Origin of the sequence: Halobacteriovorax vibrionivorans (genome assembly GCF_003346865.1) — a bacterium.
Lineage (GTDB): Bacteria > Bdellovibrionota > Bacteriovoracia > Bacteriovoracales > Bacteriovoracaceae > Halobacteriovorax_A > Halobacteriovorax_A vibrionivorans.
In genome coordinates this window covers 141576-158579 of record NZ_QDKL01000003.1, presented here as the reverse complement: position 1 = coordinate 158579, position 17004 = coordinate 141576, and the positions used below count along the sequence as shown (strand labels likewise).

At 35.0% G+C, this 17004-nt stretch carries 19 protein-coding genes; 4 read left to right on the top strand and 15 right to left on the bottom strand.

All coding sequences use genetic code 11. The features are described 5' to 3' along the window. Positions 1-166: 166 nt before the first annotated feature. The 5 genes from DAY19_RS11595 to DAY19_RS11575 form a co-directional block, all read right to left on the bottom strand. A complete protein-coding gene (locus DAY19_RS11595) occupies positions 167-748 on the bottom strand; it encodes a hypothetical protein (protein ID WP_115362604.1) in 582 nt (193 codons plus the stop codon). Positions 749-945: 197 nt separating this feature from the next. After that, entirely contained in the window at positions 946-1497 is a 552-nt protein-coding gene (locus DAY19_RS11590; protein WP_115362602.1) for a hypothetical protein, read from the bottom strand. A gap of 17 nt (positions 1498-1514) precedes the next feature. After that, complete coding sequence (locus DAY19_RS11585; RefSeq protein WP_115362600.1) at positions 1515-2105, bottom strand: hypothetical protein; 591 nt, start codon at positions 2103-2105, stop codon at positions 1515-1517. Between the two features lie 72 nt (positions 2106-2177). Next, positions 2178-3104, bottom strand: coding sequence for a hypothetical protein (locus tag DAY19_RS11580; RefSeq protein ID WP_115362598.1), 927 nt, complete (start codon positions 3102-3104; stop codon positions 2178-2180). Between the two features lie 76 nt (positions 3105-3180). After that, positions 3181-3597, bottom strand: coding sequence for a hypothetical protein (locus DAY19_RS11575; protein ID WP_115362596.1), 417 nt, complete (start codon positions 3595-3597; stop codon positions 3181-3183). A gap of 103 nt (positions 3598-3700) precedes the next feature. Here DAY19_RS11575 and DAY19_RS11570 point away from each other — a divergent pair, with 103 nt between their 5' ends. Then, on the top strand, positions 3701-4729 hold the full coding sequence (locus DAY19_RS11570) for a DUF4056 domain-containing protein (RefSeq protein ID WP_158536888.1): 1029 nt from the start codon (positions 3701-3703) through the stop codon (positions 4727-4729). Here DAY19_RS11570 and DAY19_RS11565 read toward each other — a convergent pair. The 7 genes from DAY19_RS11565 to DAY19_RS11535 all read right to left on the bottom strand — a co-directional run bounded on the left by DAY19_RS11565 (position 4726) and on the right by DAY19_RS11535 (position 10823). Further along, the gene (locus DAY19_RS11565) at positions 4726-6066 is read right to left on the bottom strand and encodes a cytochrome P450 (protein ID WP_115362592.1); all 1341 of its coding nucleotides are present in this window, start codon (positions 6064-6066) and stop codon (positions 4726-4728) included. The two genes, DAY19_RS11570 and DAY19_RS11565, sit on opposite strands and share 4 nt — an antisense overlap. Next, positions 6066-6254 carry a hypothetical protein gene (locus DAY19_RS11560; protein WP_115362590.1) on the bottom strand — a complete coding sequence of 63 codons (189 nt, stop codon included), beginning with the start codon at positions 6252-6254 and terminating at the stop codon, positions 6066-6068. Before DAY19_RS11560 ends, DAY19_RS11565 begins: the two co-directional genes overlap by 1 nt. 84 nt (positions 6255-6338) lie before the next feature. Next, positions 6339-7001: a hypothetical protein gene (locus DAY19_RS11555; RefSeq protein ID WP_115362587.1), complete on the bottom strand. Its 663-nt coding sequence runs from the start codon at positions 6999-7001 to the stop codon at positions 6339-6341. Between the two features lie 99 nt (positions 7002-7100). Continuing rightward, positions 7101-7694, bottom strand: coding sequence for a hypothetical protein (locus DAY19_RS11550; RefSeq protein WP_115362585.1), 594 nt, complete (start codon positions 7692-7694; stop codon positions 7101-7103). Positions 7695-7772: 78 nt separating this feature from the next. Next, complete coding sequence (locus DAY19_RS11545) at positions 7773-8765, bottom strand: extracellular catalytic domain type 2 short-chain-length polyhydroxyalkanoate depolymerase (protein WP_115362583.1); 993 nt, start codon at positions 8763-8765, stop codon at positions 7773-7775. A 107-nt stretch (positions 8766-8872) separates the two neighbouring features. Next, a complete protein-coding gene (locus DAY19_RS11540) occupies positions 8873-9322 on the bottom strand; it encodes a hypothetical protein (protein ID WP_115362581.1) in 450 nt (149 codons plus the stop codon). A 142-nt stretch (positions 9323-9464) separates the two neighbouring features. Beyond that, on the bottom strand, positions 9465-10823 hold the full coding sequence (locus tag DAY19_RS11535) for a hypothetical protein (RefSeq protein ID WP_133296955.1): 1359 nt from the start codon (positions 10821-10823) through the stop codon (positions 9465-9467). A gap of 82 nt (positions 10824-10905) precedes the next feature. Here DAY19_RS11535 and DAY19_RS11530 point away from each other — a divergent pair, with 82 nt between their 5' ends. After that, complete coding sequence (locus DAY19_RS11530; protein WP_133296954.1) at positions 10906-11367, top strand: hypothetical protein; 462 nt, start codon at positions 10906-10908, stop codon at positions 11365-11367. Further along, positions 11364-13730 carry a hypothetical protein gene (locus DAY19_RS11525; RefSeq protein ID WP_115362575.1) on the top strand — a complete coding sequence of 789 codons (2367 nt, stop codon included), beginning with the start codon at positions 11364-11366 and terminating at the stop codon, positions 13728-13730. Before DAY19_RS11530 ends, DAY19_RS11525 begins: the two co-directional genes overlap by 4 nt. On the opposite strand, the gene DAY19_RS11520 is transcribed toward DAY19_RS11525, so the two are convergent. Together DAY19_RS11520 and DAY19_RS11515 are read right to left on the bottom strand one after the other, a co-directional pair. Next, complete coding sequence (locus DAY19_RS11520; RefSeq protein WP_115362573.1) at positions 13711-15336, bottom strand: S8 family serine peptidase; 1626 nt, start codon at positions 15334-15336, stop codon at positions 13711-13713. The genes DAY19_RS11525 and DAY19_RS11520 overlap by 20 nt on opposite strands. A gap of 81 nt (positions 15337-15417) precedes the next feature. Then, positions 15418-15693: an acylphosphatase gene (locus DAY19_RS11515; RefSeq protein WP_115362572.1), complete on the bottom strand. Its 276-nt coding sequence runs from the start codon at positions 15691-15693 to the stop codon at positions 15418-15420. A gap of 57 nt (positions 15694-15750) precedes the next feature. On the opposite strand from DAY19_RS11515, the gene DAY19_RS11510 reads away from it, so the two are divergent. Next, positions 15751-16482, top strand: a complete 732-nt coding sequence (locus tag DAY19_RS11510; protein WP_115362570.1) for an SOS response-associated peptidase family protein — start codon at positions 15751-15753, stop codon at positions 16480-16482. A 3-nt stretch (positions 16483-16485) separates the two neighbouring features. On the opposite strand, the gene DAY19_RS11505 is transcribed toward DAY19_RS11510, so the two are convergent. Further along, a complete protein-coding gene (locus DAY19_RS11505; protein ID WP_158536887.1) occupies positions 16486-16962 on the bottom strand; it encodes a GreA/GreB family elongation factor in 477 nt (158 codons plus the stop codon). Positions 16963-17004 lie beyond the last annotated feature (42 nt).

The following is a 17004-nucleotide window of genomic DNA, read 5'->3' as shown; positions in this document are numbered from 1 at the left end:
GCATTTTTGTGAAAGTGACAGATTTATTTGTCAAAAAGACCAAATGTCGTCTTATTAATTAGGCCCACACCTGATAAAGACATTTCTAATGACGTGTACATTTCTACGTGCAAAATTGAAGTACAAGAAGTACCCGCGCCCCTTTAAGACTAAATGAAATAGGCGTCTAAGTTGTGTTTATATTTTCACTGTTGATTACTTCTATCTCTCCAGTTCCATCAGGACGTGTGTCATAAAGCCACATATATCGAACTGCCACTACAATAAAGCTTAAACGATAGAAACAATGTAGAAGGATAAGTGGCATATAAGCACGATTACCAATTGATGTTAACGATGATAGATTCATAAGAGTGAACAACATTGAAAAAATGATTCCTGCTATCAAGGACTTCTTAGGTGTTTCATTGATTACAAGAAGAGTGCCGATAGTGAGATAAATAATTACATTTAATCCCCCTATTATGGTTATCATTGTTAGTCCTGCACCTTGGGCCAATAGCAGAATATTTCCTAAGAGAATCCAAATAGCATGACCTATAAGAATAGAAGCACTAACTATCTTCCAGCTCTTAAGCGTATTCTTATCTGGATTATATGATTTCATTAAAATCGCACAAGTGATGGCCATTATAGACAAGGGAACAAAGGGAACAATTCCCATATATTTTCCTGCGATAAAGCCAAGTACACCACCCAGAATAGTCGCTAATCTTGTCTTTATTGATACATCTTGATTTTCTTTCATAAGAAAGCCTCTCTTAAAAAAATTACAGCTTTAATTATGAAGGAAGTAACGATTTACGACACAAAGATTTTCTTTTGAAAAATATGTGGTTTATTTTAGGCCATGAGATTTTTACATGTTATCAAGCTTCATTAAATTTATGCTCAAGAATTAACTTCACAAGCACATTATTGAATTTAATAATTATTGCCAATAATTTAAGCAATGAGACCAATCTTCCTCTCAACACTTCGATCATGTAAAAAGAATTTCACTTGGCTTTGGTAGAATTCCATAATGGTTTTCTCCATACTTGGATAAACATTCTTTTTTAAATAAGACTCTAACTCTCCTATTTGGATCTGCATATCTTGGTTGTCTTGGACATATTTAAAATAGATCGTGTCTTTGACTTTTTTATAGCTGATATCAAATTTGATATTTTCTGCTGGCTGCATATTCTTATTTCCATCAATATGGAGTCTAAGTAAAATCGAAAAGATCCAATAACCGTTGTCGGCCAATTTAACGGCACCATGAGGAGTGTAAGAAATATCCTCATCTATTGGTGAGAAATATTCCTCTTCCTCATCAGGCTCAAGTTGCAAGGTTGGAACAAGCTTTATGAGATCATATTCGTTCTCACCAAGGCCTAAGTACGAACGAAAACCATTGAACACAGTCGTTGCAAACTCTGTAGCATCATCGTGAGTCTTAAAGAAGAGCTCTCTTGATTTCTTATATTCATTACATAGATCAGTATATGACATTATTTACTCCATATTCCTTAGATATCTTTACCATTGTTAATCGATAGGACACCTGACTCAAATGGATTAACAGTGTTGATAAAATAGTAGCACCTCGAATTATCGATCACAAAACCACCAGGTCTCCTAGAAGACATTTGCACCCTCCAGCCACGGGCAAGTAGTGGCACATCAACTTTAACAAGTTCGCTATCGTGATTATAGTAGAAGTTTATAAGAGTTACTTTTAGTAATCGATAATCTCTTACTTGTTCGCTACTATGAAGAATATTTAAAGCGTAAACAATCCCATCTTCTTGGGTTCCACGAATGGCCTCGTTATGTTCAGGTATAGCATGAAAGAAGAAGCTTCTTTCAAAGTCTTTAATACACAAGTCCTGGAGAGTTCTCTTATCCTTAATGCGCTCGATATTGTCTTTGGCAACCATTCCCCTATCATGCCAATCTTTATCAAGCTCTTGATAGTCTTGTTCAACCTTGCCTTCCACAGAACTGAGTGAGCGTGTATTCGCTTTTGTATCACTTTGCTCTTTATTACTGGAACAAGAAAAAGCGCAACTTAATAAGTAGATGAGAAATAATGTAGGAAATGATATTTTTCTTTGCATAAGTAACACATCGACATGTTACATGTGCCACACAAGTCGATATATCTTGTTTTAAGAAATCTTAAGCTTTAATTAGCGACAGTCCTTATGCAGGAGATACTTTGAATACTTTTCATACTTATCTCCTAAGGCCTCACAGCGATCTGGCTCCACTGGACATTCCATACCTATATTATCCAAATGCTTCTTAATTTGCTTTCTCATAAAGCCATTTGTATATGAATTACAGTTTAGGCCTTCATCCATTCCATCATCAACATAGTCGATAAAGCTTATTTCTTTAACTTTCTTAAATTCACCTTGGACACATTTTATAACGGCCAGGTCTTCATAACTTTCGCCAGTTAAAGGATCAACTCCCTTACCAAAGAGCTTCATAAAGAAGCGTAGCCCTTGAAAATTTGCCACAAGATCACCATTAGAGATGATTCCATTAAAGAAACCTCCCCAGGTAATGGACTCAGACCTCTTACCATATTTGAGTATTTCTTTAACACTTTGTCCGTGACGGATATGTTTTAGATAATATAGATATCCAATATTAAACATATGACTAAATTTGTCGCTTCCAATATATGCGTTATTAGTCAAAATGAGTGGTGAATAAGGGGTAAGCTTCAGTATAGGTTTATAAATAAGAGGAATATATTGGTATACCGACTCACTCTTTTTTGTCTCAACAGAGTATCCATCTCCTAATTTCCCCTTATCAATATAGACCTGTAAGGGATTAGCAACAAATAAACCTCTAAGAGAGGCAACTAAGTTCTTCTTCACTTTTCTTCGTAATGTCCCTTTGTGACAAATATTGCCAAAGATATCATCAGCGTGATTAGCTTCCTTTATAGCATCCTCCAAGGCCTTATTAAGGTAGATATCAAGCTTATCTAAAGAGTCTAGTAAAGGCACATGTCGATGGGTAAAACTATCAACCTCTAGAGCGAAAGAAGATAATTGAAAGCTGGCAAATAGCATTGTTAAGATATATTTCGATTTCATAAACAATACTCTACATTTTACTCTCACATAGAAGAAAATTAAGAAAGCTAAAATGCTGGTAAAGAAAGTTAACTGACTATGGAATTTTAGGAGAAGGATTAGAATCTGTTTGTTGAAGTGGATTTATATAATTATAAAAATCAATTTCATAGCTTCCGTTATGATCCTTGTCGACTTGAGTCCTTATTTGAATTTTTCCAGCATTCTTATTATTTGGTGACTCTTTAACTTTCTTAAAGGTTTTAATACGATCATACTTGCCATCAAAGTTTGTATCTTGACGTACTTGCTTTGAAAACGTGGCACTCTTATGTATTGTAATAACGTCTATTTTCCCATCTTGGTTTCTATCTTCTCTGACTTCGATAAGTTCTTTGTCTTCATAGATTTCAATTCGGTCGATCTTGCCATCGGCATTGATATCAACTTTTTTCTCCACACGAGATGCACTAAGAACATTGAGGCATAGAAATATAGGAATAATCAACTTCATTACTCCATTTTAGCATAGCTTGGCCCCTATATAGAAAATGAACATAGAGTATAAATATTTCCTCTTTTGCCCATTAAACACCTTGAAAATGGTAGAAAAAGCTATGAAGAACCGAATTCTCTATCCTATTTTAATCGCGCTATTATCAACTCAGGCCTTTGGTTTGGACCTTACACAAGAGCAGGCCCAGACAGAGCCTCAGATGCGTATTGGGGCCCTTCCTTTTCCTTTCTTTATCTACTCAAGAGCTGATGATGATCTTGGTCAACACAGCTATCTCGAAAGTAAGAAGGAAGAAGACCGAGGATTAATATACACATGTCGTGGTGGATTTATTGATATCGCTCACTTAAGAACCGGCAGTGACTATACTGCTTTCTACGTGAGTAAAATAAAAGAGGCCATTAAAAATGGTTCAAAGGAAATGGCGCTAAAAGCACAAGGGCCAAGCTCTATTATCGCAAAATTGCCACACTTAAATCTGAATGAAGATGAAATTATAGAAACGGCCCAGTATATGGCCCATAATATTCTTACTTGGCATGAGTTTACGACTTGGTATGGATGGTCTGCATTAAAGATTAAAAATGCTGAGAAAATGTCAGGTTTCTCATATGAGGATATCTATTCTCACTTAATTGGTATTGAAGCCGCAGGCAGGGCCTTAAAGAATAAGAAGCTAAGCTATGACCAGGCCATGACTTTTGAGCTAGACAAGATGTTAAATCAGGAAAATGGAGAACTTGAGCGAGTATCGAGGAAGCTTACTAAGAAAATAACAAAAAGTGTAAAAGGAGAGTTCTATAAAAGACGATCGATATTTACATACTTTCTCTATAAGCAAACAAATATAGGTAAGAAATCAGATACCTTATCACCTCTTCTTGTAACTAACGATAGTGTATCAGGCTGTCAGTCGACACAAGAGCGCAAAGCACATTTCTTTGGTGAAAACAAAGGTCTCGTATCTATTGAAATCAAACCTAAGATTAAGCAGGCCAAAAAGATCCTAAAAGATGCCGGATCAATCGATGGCAAAATCATAATTGAGCGCGATTACGAAACACTCATTGAAGCGGTTGAAAGAGATATCTTAAATTACTACGACAGAAATGCTCTTTTACAGTATTAACGTCTTGTAAATTCTAAATCAATTGCTCGGTCGCTACTAAAAACAAATTTCTGTTTTGGCTTCACTAGACTTAGATCACATGCTGGTGTGACAACGAAGTTCTTTATGAGATGGGCCAAGATAATTTTGACCTCAATATTTGCCATCTCACGCCCAAGGCATGTCCTAGTACCTGTAGAGTAAGGAATATAAGACTTCTTCTGTTCATTTGTTAGATTATTGAATCGTTGTGGATTAAATTCATTATGGTCACTTCCCCATACTTTCTTATTATTTAGGATCTTACCTAATAACGTAAATACGATCGTACCTTTTTTAACATCGATAACTTTCTCATCTTGGTTAATTTGAGCATCTTCACAGGCCTCTCTAAAAAGAATTGGAAATGCTGGCCTTAACCTTAAAGTTTCATCCACATATGTTTGAAGTAATTCATTATCAATAAAGGATTTCGTATCTTTTAAATCATAATTTTTAAGTTCTTCATACAAATCCTGTTGAAGCTTTTGGTTTTGCGCTAGAAAGTACAGTGCCCAAGTTAATGAAACCGCTGTAGACTCAAATGAAGCGCCGACAAGGCCATATATCTGACCAATGATAGACTCTGTATCAACCCATTGATCCTTGAGATAGGTGATCAAGGTATAATTCTCTGTTCCTTTTTCAACTTTTTGTCTAACAAAGTCCTTTCCTTCTTTGATAAATTTGGAAAAACGTAAATTACTAATTGTTGGAAGATACTTCCACAATGGGCCATAATTCATTCTCTTAGTTAATTCAGCAATGAGAAATTTTTGAAAATAATAAAAGCTGTCACATTCTGCTTTTGGATTAGTTATTTCTTCTTTTGATATTTTAAAATCATGCTCGATAAAGAATTCACTTGTAATTGATAAGGCCAATTTCCCCATGAGAACTTCTACATCTCTTACACAGGCCTTCTCACCAAATAGAGGCAGTTGTTTTTCAAGTCTATTATTTGCTATTGAATATAGTCCTTCAAGAATCTTCGGTGTGAAGAATTGGATTAACTCTGCTCTTAACTTCTGCCAACTTTCGCCATCAGCATCTAATATGGATGGCCTACCTTTATTAATATGCTTTATTTCATTTAGAGTGCTACCCTTTAAGAATGTATTTCTCTTCTTTACAATAACTTCTTTAAAGCTCTCAAGCTCAGAAACAACTAAGACATCTTTATGGAATAATTTAAAACGAAATGAATCCCCAAGATCATATGTTCGATCTGTTAGTTGCTCAAAGAGACACTCTTTAAAATTTAACTCTCCAATACTTCCAATAATAGGATATGCCTTTAAGCTTGGGATTCTTGTCACTACTTATCTCTCCCCTTTACACGAATAACTTTCTTTCCGGTGTCTGCGACATCTCGGCCAGCTTTCTCTTTAGTTTTTGGGAGTTCATACTTAGTACTATCCATTGCTTGATCAGCAATTGAAAAAGCAGCACTTGCACTTATATGCATAAGTCCCACAAGAGCAAAAATCGATAACGTCTTCTTCATAAGAGAGTCTCCAAATACGTCTAAGCAGCAATCATTTGTCTAATAAATGAACACTGTCTAGGGCAATATCACTAGTGAATTGCGCTAATTAAGTTGTAATGGAGTATTAATTTGCAAGTGAGGTGCCAATGGGTCGAGCTCTAACCAAACACCGTTCCACATATTCTCACGAGTTAGAAGAGTCGGGCCAAGAATGGCCTGGTTGAGATCATTTGAAGATATTTTTTCTCTCTTATCTTTAATTAATAGATATAGATCTGGATGAGTTCTATTTAGCCTTTTAAGAATTATTGTAAAATCAGATCGAAATTCATGTCCGTTTTTTAATAAACCTTTTAATAGTACAGTAATATACGAATCTATTTTGCAGCTACTTTTTATAAGTGATTTAAGCACACTTCTATGCTTATCTAGTTTTTCAGCAATTGAGCCTAGGTTTACACTTGTGTTTCGTTCCAGCGAAATTCTGAAATTATTTTTTAAAGTATATGGACGAAAATGCTCATTCTTATCAAAGCGATTATAATAGGATTGATGACAATTTTCTTTAGAGAATCTCGTAAAAGGCCCATCTTTCGTTACTGTAACTATTTGTGCTCTGGCCTCAATAATCTCCTTAATATGATAGCGGTTAACAAAGGTTTCATAGTATTCGAAATTAATAGAGAGATCCCTGTCATCTGTATTAGAATATGAGTTTGATGCTAGAAAGCACAGTAAATATAGAATAAGAGCTCTTGTGATCATATCAATGAGATATGTTTACCACATGTGCCAATTGTTACAAGTAAGTATGAAAAAGGTATCGGAACAAAGAGGCCTCTATAATTAAGAGGCCTTGATTATTTAATAATTTGATTGTGGATTTCCAACAGCAGGATCAAGATCGGCCCAGCGTTTTTGCCAATTTTTTCCATAAAATACGGTTGGTATAAGATCTATTACAAGCGTTTCTGAGGCCTTTAATTCAACTTGATATGAGCTTGCTGCCATTACTACTTTATTGTCCTTGAAGTAGACTGTGAAGTCAGAATGCGCTTCTGTTCCATCCTCAAGCTCTGAAACTACAAGGCCAGAAAGATACACATCAGTACTACAACCTAGTTTTAGATCAGACTGAAGTTCGTCTTTAAATTTATTAAATAGTGGAATTAATTTAGCGAATTTTATTGTTGTTTCTTGTGTCTCGAAAGTTAGATTTTGACTTAAATAATATGGATTCTTTTGTGGAGCGTATGGGAAGTTTGACTCATAATCCTTATAACAATATCGAAGGATTCCACCTTTACTTGTTGCCATCACTTGAAAACGCGCTTCTTTAATTTTTGCAATTTTATAATCATTTGAATAAGTTGAAAGTTGCTTAAAATTAACTGAATAATCAGCCGCTTGCGTGCCAAAAGCTAGAAAGATAGCAAATACTGCTACTAGTGTCTTCATGGGGATACTCCTATTTTGTAGTTAATAGGATTTACCATGGTGAAACAAGCAGACAAGGTGTTAATAGAATTTATGTAATTATTGCATATTTTTATTGAGCAGGTCTTTGACCATATCAGTAATAATACGTACTTGCTGGCCAGTGCGAACAGAGTAATCTATACCTGAATATCCCCACCAGTCCCAGCACGAGTTAGGATTTTGAAAGTCTGATAATGACTTTTTGGCCTGAGGGAAAAGAACGATAAGTCCAAGCTCTTCAGAGGCTTCTATAAAACCAGCCTTATCAATATAGTCAGTTCCAATATCATCTAGCGATTGCTTACAACCGTGAAAGGCAATATGAAGTTCACATTGATGATCTTTACAATACTTTGGGATATACATATATGCATCTTCCATAAGAAGTGGCCTATATAGTCCAATGTCAAAAGAAGAGAAGTATTTTCGCTGACTAACTTTAGTAAGTGTACCGCCTAAGACATTGTTTTCTTTTCGTCTATCTGGATAAAGAGTACGTAGTGATTCTAGCGCACCATTGTAATTACAATTTCCGATAAAAGGCGTCTGCGATTTAGTACATTCTCCACCTTGGTCTAAAGTTGGAAGCGTGTGAGCAACCTGAAGATCCTTTACGTATTTAAGCTCTTTAACACCTAGCAATTCATAGAGACTATTTAACTCATTTGTCACTTCTTGATGAACCACTTTATCTAGAACTCCAGAGAATAAGAAAACCTTGTCATCCTTAAGATTAAAGGTAGGATCAATGAGCCCACTAAACTGGAGAGTATTTATATATTGGTATGAAAATAAAGAAGTGCCACTAACAAGTTTACCTTCCATACAGGTTTTCATTGCTGTAATTGCATTTCCTCTAGCACAATAAAAAGGGCCAGCTGCAAAGATAGCTGCGCCATTTACAAGTCCACTATTGATTATATGAAATTGATGGGCAAAATAGCCACCTGAAGAGATACCAGAAACGGTAACATTCTTACCTAAATTTAGGTTATTAGAGGCAAGTCCATATTGGAGAAGTGTAAGTATTATTAGTGAGATATATTTCATTAAATGAACTTATAGAATAAATTTAAAGAAATGCAAAAGGAATTAGAAAAATTATAGGAAAACAGCAGTCTCCTCACAAAACCACTGTCTTCCTTTATGCGCGCTGATTACTCAACAACGATAAAATTAAATTCACATACGTGCTTTTTCTTCTTTAAGAATCCACCTTCTTTATAGAAGTCTACATCACCAAATACGTATCCTAGAGTTGTATTAATGATTCTATTTCTCATTTTCATACATTCTGTATAAGACTTGTCATAATCAGTTGTAAGTTTCTGCTTAAGAGTCTTTTTTGCTAATACTTGGTCATAGCTATCTAGAGTTGCTCTTACTCGACAGTCCCAGCTCTTTTTACTTTGAGCAATAATAAATTCAAAAGCAAGGCCATCAACCTTTATGTCTTTAAGTTCATCATATTCCACTTCTGCCATTAGGCACGATTCCTTAGCTTTATCCTCTGTATCAAATGAATCGATAATAACGCTTGATTGTTGCATCTTCCCAAATGCCGTTAGTGAAAATAGTGCACATGTAATTAAAACTAAGTTCTTCATAAATTCTCCCTTTATCCTCAATTGTTAAAAAAGTTGTAATTTTATTGAACAATCTTATATCGAGGGAAAATGAAGAGGTCAGTTTAAGAAAGGTTAAAAATAGAGTTGTACTAAATTAAGAAAATCAGATCTTTGCAATAACTCATTTCGATGTCATGCGCTCTCTTGTGAAAGAAAATGTAAAAAGGATCAAACCTAGGCAAAAGATTAAAAAGAACGTTGTTTTTGTGGATCTTAGCTGATCTCTAAAAACTGACACCTTAACTTCGCGGGCCTTAGAGTCCAGCTTATTTAATCTAATATAATAGTCTAGAATCTCTACCAGATCACCTTTTTCTAAAGTATATTCTTTCCCATTTAATATCAATTTCGCTTTGTTACCACTTAGCTCTTGGAGATTAATGCTAAAAGGTAGTTTATAGCTTTTATATTGAAAGCTCATATCGTGAAAATCGCCGGCCACATCAATGATCTCTTGATCTTGGCCTGGTTTGATAAAACGTACATGCTTTGGACTTTGCTTTTCGATATATTTAATAACATCAGTCCTATCAAGGCCAAGGTCTCGTTTATAGTGATAATCCTCTTCTAGCTGTTTGTCAGTATAGTACTTAACAAGGGAGACGATCTTATCATCGATAATTAAGCGATCCATTACTTCATTTAATCGACATGAATCGGCAAGAGAGATGAATCCACTTTTAGTGATTAGATAATTGCCCTCTTTGCATAAATCATTCTTTAGATCATTTAATGATCGCCTCCTTAGCATAACAATACATGAAGGATTAATATTACTTAGGTTCAATAAACAATTTAACTTCTCTTGATTATAAAGAAAGATCTCTCGATTATTTGAAACAAAGAAGTTCTCATAATCATAATTATTTGTTGAAAGTAGATGTTTCTTAGTTTCTCTAGACTTCTTATCTAGGACTTCAATAATGGCACTTACCTCTCCCTGGGCATCACGTAGATTATAGGTCCTTTGACTAAATGGAAGATAAGTCAGTAGATATGTCGGCCCAAAATCAAGATTTAAGCCTTGTGGGCGAAGGGAGTAATTAATATCGACAAAGACTTTCTCTTTTGTATTTCTATTTAGAATGGAGATTTCAAATTTTTCAAGCTTCGCTTCGTTAGTAGATTCACCAGTTTTAAGTTTTAAGCTTGCTTGAATATTCTTATATGGACCTTCAACATTTGAGATAGAACTAACTGTGAACAATCCAATTAGTCCAATATGTACAAGTAAACTAGGCCAAGAAAATTCTTTTCTTATAAGCTTTCTAATTAAATTTAATAATAAGGATAAACTAACTGCAGTAAGTAAGAACAAATAGAAAGGTCCACTTAGCACAAGAGACTGCGATACTTTAGGGCCATAGAGATATTCAACAGCTTGACCTATTAATAAATAGGAAATAACAACGATAAATAGCGATAAAGGCTTGAAAATACTACGAATAGAACTTGAAACCTTTTTGATGGCCTGACTCATATCAATAGAATATATCGGCATCAAGTCTGCGTCTAGAAAATTAAATTTTTCTTAATAAAAAGCCGATAAATTTCATATGGTTATGAGATTTTTACTAATAAAGATATTTATACTTTTTCAATTTCAACTATATGCAAATGGCAGTTGGGTGAAAGACCTCTCTTTTGACAATATTGATATTTGGAAAAATGGATCAAAACGAATAAGCGTTGAAGTCAAAAATAATAAAAATAAGCTAGAAAACTACAACAAAGAAAAAGTTCAAGAATATCTTGCACGTAGAAATAAGATTTTAAAATATGCAGATTTCTCAAACTTTCAAACATCATCCCTTAAGTTTCAAAAGGATAAAGATGAAATTAGAATTGATAATAATGGAAGCTATCTTAATTCAAGAAGTGTAAAAACATTCTTTAAAGAGATTCACATCTTATCAAAGAATAAGTCCATCATCACGATGATTACATCTCAAAAAAAACTAACCAAAGAAGATATTAACGATTTCAAGAAAAAGCTAAATTATATTGAGGAGACAAATAAATGAGAATCAAACTCACTATTGTATCCTCTTTAATTATAGCTCTATTGGCGCAATCAACACTCGCCTTTGTTCCTACAAGTAACTATGAGCTAGACCTAAATGTAATTGAAACTCGCTGTCTTGAATTTGGTGACCTTGATATACTTGACCAAACTAACGAAAGAGCACTTTGTGAGATCGTTACAAGCTCCCCTGCATGTGAAAATATAGAGGCAGAAAGAAAAAGGCAATGTGACCCTAGTTTAATTGTAGACACAAATGCAGGGGTTGAATTTATCTCATGCTTAAAAGGTCTATGGGGATCTGCTGTTGAATTCATGAAGTTTATCGGCTCTGTTATTGAATACGCTATTGACTCTGAAACTAGACAAGAAAAAAATGAAGAACTTGTTAATACAATGGAAAGTGCAAAGCATTTTCTTGCTATGGAATGGTCTCGCTCTTTAAGTGAAACAGATGGCTGGGGACCAATTCATTATATGAATGCCGCTAAACACTTTTCCGGCACAATGGGAAAAGTCATTTATAATATGCTAGAAGAAATGTATTTTTCTATGCAAGAAAATTACGCATGTTTAAACCCTGCTGCAAGAACACAGGCCCTTTGCCAATTTGCAGGCTCTGTTTTAATACCGCCAGCTATCGTTATGGCCAAGGTTGCAAAATTTCTTATTAATCGAGGTAGAACGATTTCTTCAATATCAAAAAGATCGGATAATTCTCATAATGAAGAGCTAGATAGTACACTATTATCAAAAAATGAATTAGACGATAATAAATCAGAATTTAATAATTATGATGAAGAAACGGCCAATACGACGATGCCTTTTAAGCATGAGGCAAACCTACTCTCTCGTCTTGAACTAACGTATGCTCGACGTGTTGAGCAGAATCCAAAAGATATTAATCGACTCTCAAATAATGCTGTTTCTGTAATTGAAGGAGTAACAAGAAAGCTTGGTATACCTACTCGAAAAGATACGATTACAATTGATGGAAAAAACTCAGACAGACTAGTGGTTACAAAAGATGACCTCTTAAAATCAAGTACTCCTGCTGCTAAGCAATTATTAAAGCTACTTGAAGAATCCAAGCTAAGTAACTTAATCATCGCACCTGAAGCAATGATGAGAATGAAGAAAGTTCTTTATCGAAGTGAAAAAGGCCCTGAAAATATGTTCTTATCTGCAAAAGGCCTACAAAGTGCACTTCTAAAAATTGGTAATGAGAAAAGACAGTCACTACCTACGACTCCATATTTGCAAAGAGCGATGAAAAGTCCTGGAGATAAAGAGATTGAAGATCTTGCTTCTAAATTAAATGAAGAAGGTTTTGCTGTAAGAGTAATTACTTTAAAGAGAAAAGTTAAAGATAAGAAAACAAATGAAGAGCGCGAAATAAGAACAAAGGCCCTTCAATTTAATCAATATGCAGCAGATCGCAATCATCCAGGTGTTTTAAAGCTTCAACGTTTTAGAAATGATGACTTTAGACAAAAAATCCTATTCTACCCTGATACATATGTTGGAGCCGCTGGACAATCAAATAGAGGAACAAGGGCCGTATCATTCAATTTTTCAAACCTAGATGAACTTTTACAAGGTCACCATCAAAACACTGTTCCGCATGAATTTAGACATGCAAAATTTGAGTATAACCGTTCAAAAGGTAGAGAGTCTGTTTATGATCTTCGAGTAAAACACGCAAAAGAAGATGGAAAGCTTCATGATGGTAAGGCATATACTAATTATTTTTCTATGGAAGAAGTTTATAATCATTCACAAGATATCTATCATGTAGCAAGAAGTATAACTCGTAATGCTGACCCCGAATCGGCACTAAAGCAGATATCAGGGAAAACAAATGTGATCTCAAGTATCACAAGAGGATTTCGCGCGCAAAACGATTCTCTAAATATGAATATGGCATTTGATATTGAGAGTGCTCCATTAAAATTTCCAGAAAAAAATAAAGGTTTTACAGTTCAAATTGGTAATGACAGTGCAATTACTGCAATAAAAGATAATAATGGCTATTACTCAGTTGTTGTGAAAGATGCTGATGTCTATCATACGATACCAATGGTATCGCCAGAATCACAACAGGTACTTAATCGATTTATAAATCAGACAATTGCAGCAAAGTCGAAAAATGATTTTAATGGTCTTCGCCAAGAGCTAAAGACGATTTTTGGCCATGTGAAAGAAAAAAATGAAAAACGACGAGATTTATTAAATAAGCTTGAACCTAAGGCAAAGGAATTAAGAGAACTCATTGCCTCAGGTGATATAAATGATCTAAAGATTGCACAAATCAAAGAGCTATCACGCCAAATTGCTCAAATATCTAAAGGTCGCGCGCCTTAAGGACGGCCTTATAGAAAGCATCGGGATTAACAATCCCACCACTTTCACATGGAAGCTTTCCACTCTTTGGTATGTAGGCCGTTTTTAATAACAACTCTTTAAGCTCTAGTGGTGAAAGGCTTGGGTTTAATTGATGGGCCTTTAAAACAATATTTGTCACAAAAGGTGCGGCCATAGAAGTTCCATTTAACGGTATTGTACCGCCACCGGATTGCGCTGATACAACACCTTGGCCAGGAGCAAATATTTGAACTTTTGTTTTACCATACTTTGAAAAGCTTGCTGGTTTATAGCTGTCCATTTTATCTTTTTCTAATTTAGAAGTATTTAACGCTCCAACCTTAATCATATTTTCATAATCATAACTTGCTGGATAATTATCATTACCTTTTAAATCTAAATCAAGACTTCCTCGTCCATTTCCGGCTGCAACAACGAATAACGTCTCAGGGTTATCGACAAAGATTTTCTCTAGGAAATGAAATGAATCACGAGGTGCAGACATTGGTGCACCAGGAAAGCCTATAGCAAAACTCATATTTACAAATTTAACATTCTTATCTGTTATATACTCACCGGCCATTTGCAAATGATCGCTAATTGCCACATCACCAGCAAATCCCACTAGTCCGTAATTATCGAGGTCTTTTAATGCAAGGGCCGCAACATGTGTACCGTGAGATACAGGATATGGAGTATGGACGAGAGAATGTGTTTCTCTAATATTATTATCATCACGTAAAAGACTTAGGCCTGCATCGTCTTGCCTTTGCCATCCCCATGAGTCGTCAACTCTTCCGTTGCCATCATTATCAACACCATCCCCAACAATATCATATGGTGAATTATATAATTTATGAGTTAATGAAGGGTGCATAATATCAAAGCCTGTATCAATAATAACGACTGGCTCACGAGTCTTATCATTAAATACGTTTAATCTTCTTTCATATTCATTCTTTGATAAATTGAACTTCTTTAATTGTTTTGCAACACTAAACTCTCCATCTTCACGGTAACTTCCAACAAGATTGCCATTAGGTGTATATGCCTTAAACTCACTTACTAGATTAGCAAGGGGCGCTTTCATATTATAAGTAACTTCATAATACTTTGTTACTTCACCCTGCTTGTTTAAAACATCGATACGATACGGCTTATATTCGAGTTCATGATAGTGTCTTATTCCCTGTTGGCGATATGAGGATTGAGTAATGACCCAGTCCTTAACTAAAGTAGGATCTTGTGGATCACCAGTGTACTCAGCTTTTTCTTTTATTTTATTTGTGATTTTATCATCTTCAATTACATAAACTGATTTTACAAAATTTCCATTTTCTAAATAATTATGAGTCGAATGATATGTATATATTCCATCTGTACTCCATGAATCACTTGATGTCTCTCTACCCAATTCATCATAGGTTTTCTGACCTGTACGGGCGCCAGTTTTCATATATATTTCATAAGAAGAAAAAAGAGATCCATTATTGCATTGATAAATCGTTTTCCAGCTACCATCAATAACTTCTTTTGGACTTGGGCACTCAACAGCTAATGTATTGATATTAAATAAGACAATAAGGGGAAATAAGCATTTTTTCATATATGCTTTATATCATTATCAGAGATTCATGCTATTTGATTGTAGAGATTACTGTGAAAGATAAATTTTTAGACAGCTTTCTCAGCCAACTTGAAAGTCTTTGAAATTTGCAACAGCTGGCTGTTCAATCAATGTTACTTTCTCAACCTCTGCAGTCTCAGGGCCTTCTTTTAGGAAAGCTTCTAAATTATTAATATCCTCGAGATCACCACAGGCCAAAACTTCAACACTGCCATCTTTAAGGTTTTTAACATAACCAGTAATATTAGGCGTATGGTGGTTAACATATTCAAGAGTACTTTTTCGAAAGAATACCCCTTGAACCTTACCTTCAATTCTATATCTTCTATTTATCATGAACAAAGTATATCATATCCACTTCGACGAATAATTTAAATATGTTAAAGTTTATCTATGTGTTTTTCTATCCAAGCGGCAAGTGACTTAAAAAGAGTTTCATCGACGATGAATGCGGATTTTGATCGCTTATCCTACAACCAATTTAAGGCCATGCAAGAGCTTGAATCAAAGCTTGGGGCAGATGAAATTAAGAAACAATTAAACTTAAAAAGAAAACCAAGTGGAAGCTACTTTAAGGGCCCAGATGAACTTGGTCGCATCTACCCGAATTATTTTACGAGTGTTATAACGGCACAAGAAAAGAAGCGATTAATCTCTCCTATGCGCTACCGTATAAGGCCAAATGGTTCTTCAGAAGAGATCCCAACTAAATTTAATGTCTTTAACGCCAGAGTCGACTCACTTGAAAAGAGAAAGACATGGTCACCTCTATTTATGAGAAATCATGGCATTGTTTGTTTTGATGCATTCTATGAATGGGTATTAAAAGATAATAAGAAAACACTAATAAAGTTTAAACCTACAAATAATGAATTCATGTGGGCGCCATGCTTGTGGGATGAATGGCAGTCTACAGATGGAAGCGTTAAATTTAAGTCCTTTGCTATAATTACAACAGATCCACCAAATGAAGTTGAAATAATGGGACACGATCGTTGTCCTATATTTCTAAATCATGAATATATAGATGATTGGCTAAATCCAAGAGACTTAAACCCAAGTGATGCATATGAGATCTTGGCCGCTCAAGAAAACGAAAAGTTTAGCTATGAATGGCCAAGTTAAAGATTAATTTACAGAGATAACTTCGTATTCTCGGGTAATATCACCCGTTTCAACATCAAAAATATCGCCAGCTTCAAGATCAAGAACTTCGTTTCCAATCGGAGAAAAAACCGAGATAACAAGAAGTCCATTACCGTCAACATTTAACATGGTTCCACCTGCCGTTGGTGTAATGAAATAATGACGAGTTTGATTATTAAATTTTAACTCAACGAGAGAGCCTATCTGAACCTTCTTACCTTGAGGAAGCTCTTCTATTAGCTCCTCAATCATTTTAACGTCAATTTCAAGCTCATCGACACGCTTTTTTAAGGCTCCTGCTAAATAACCGGCCTCAATGGCGCGAGTATCATACTTACCTTCTTGGGCCATATCAGCTTCTTGCGAAGCTCCACGTGAGTTTTCATAAACTTCTTGAGCCTTTTCAAACTCATCCTTTAAATGACCTAGTAAGGCCTGTGCTACTGTTTCTTTTTTCATATCCAACATATTATCCAATATTTATCATATTAAAAAGACTGT

What these genes read in the sequence shown, in the direction of transcription:
- DAY19_RS11595 (WP_115362604.1), bottom strand. Translation starts at nt 748, where the DNA reads ATGAAAGAAAATCAAGATGTATCAATAAAGACAAGATTAGCGACTATT.
- DAY19_RS11590 (WP_115362602.1), bottom strand. Translation starts at nt 1,497, where the DNA reads ATGTCATATACTGATCTATGTAATGAATATAAGAAATCAAGAGAGCTC.
- DAY19_RS11585 (WP_115362600.1), bottom strand. Translation starts at nt 2,105, where the DNA reads ATGCAAAGAAAAATATCATTTCCTACATTATTTCTCATCTACTTATTA.
- DAY19_RS11580 (WP_115362598.1), bottom strand. Translation starts at nt 3,104, where the DNA reads ATGAAATCGAAATATATCTTAACAATGCTATTTGCCAGCTTTCAATTA.
- DAY19_RS11575 (WP_115362596.1), bottom strand. Translation starts at nt 3,597, where the DNA reads ATGAAGTTGATTATTCCTATATTTCTATGCCTCAATGTTCTTAGTGCA.
- DAY19_RS11570 (WP_158536888.1), top strand. Translation starts at nt 3,701, where the DNA reads ATGAAGAACCGAATTCTCTATCCTATTTTAATCGCGCTATTATCAACT.
- DAY19_RS11560 (WP_115362590.1), bottom strand. Translation starts at nt 6,254, where the DNA reads ATGAAGAAGACGTTATCGATTTTTGCTCTTGTGGGACTTATGCATATA.
- DAY19_RS11555 (WP_115362587.1), bottom strand. Translation starts at nt 7,001, where the DNA reads ATGATCACAAGAGCTCTTATTCTATATTTACTGTGCTTTCTAGCATCA.
- DAY19_RS11550 (WP_115362585.1), bottom strand. Translation starts at nt 7,694, where the DNA reads ATGAAGACACTAGTAGCAGTATTTGCTATCTTTCTAGCTTTTGGCACG.
- DAY19_RS11545 (WP_115362583.1), bottom strand. Translation starts at nt 8,765, where the DNA reads ATGAAATATATCTCACTAATAATACTTACACTTCTCCAATATGGACTT.
- DAY19_RS11540 (WP_115362581.1), bottom strand. Translation starts at nt 9,322, where the DNA reads ATGAAGAACTTAGTTTTAATTACATGTGCACTATTTTCACTAACGGCA.
- DAY19_RS11535 (WP_133296955.1), bottom strand. Translation starts at nt 10,823, where the DNA reads ATGAGTCAGGCCATCAAAAAGGTTTCAAGTTCTATTCGTAGTATTTTC.
- DAY19_RS11530 (WP_133296954.1), top strand. Translation starts at nt 10,906, where the DNA reads ATGAGATTTTTACTAATAAAGATATTTATACTTTTTCAATTTCAACTA.
- DAY19_RS11525 (WP_115362575.1), top strand. Translation starts at nt 11,364, where the DNA reads ATGAGAATCAAACTCACTATTGTATCCTCTTTAATTATAGCTCTATTG.
- DAY19_RS11520 (WP_115362573.1), bottom strand. Translation starts at nt 15,336, where the DNA reads ATGAAAAAATGCTTATTTCCCCTTATTGTCTTATTTAATATCAATACA.
- DAY19_RS11515 (WP_115362572.1), bottom strand. Translation starts at nt 15,693, where the DNA reads ATGATAAATAGAAGATATAGAATTGAAGGTAAGGTTCAAGGGGTATTC.
- DAY19_RS11510 (WP_115362570.1), top strand. Translation starts at nt 15,751, where the DNA reads ATGTGTTTTTCTATCCAAGCGGCAAGTGACTTAAAAAGAGTTTCATCG.
- DAY19_RS11505 (WP_158536887.1), bottom strand. Translation starts at nt 16,962, where the DNA reads ATGAAAAAAGAAACAGTAGCACAGGCCTTACTAGGTCATTTAAAGGAT.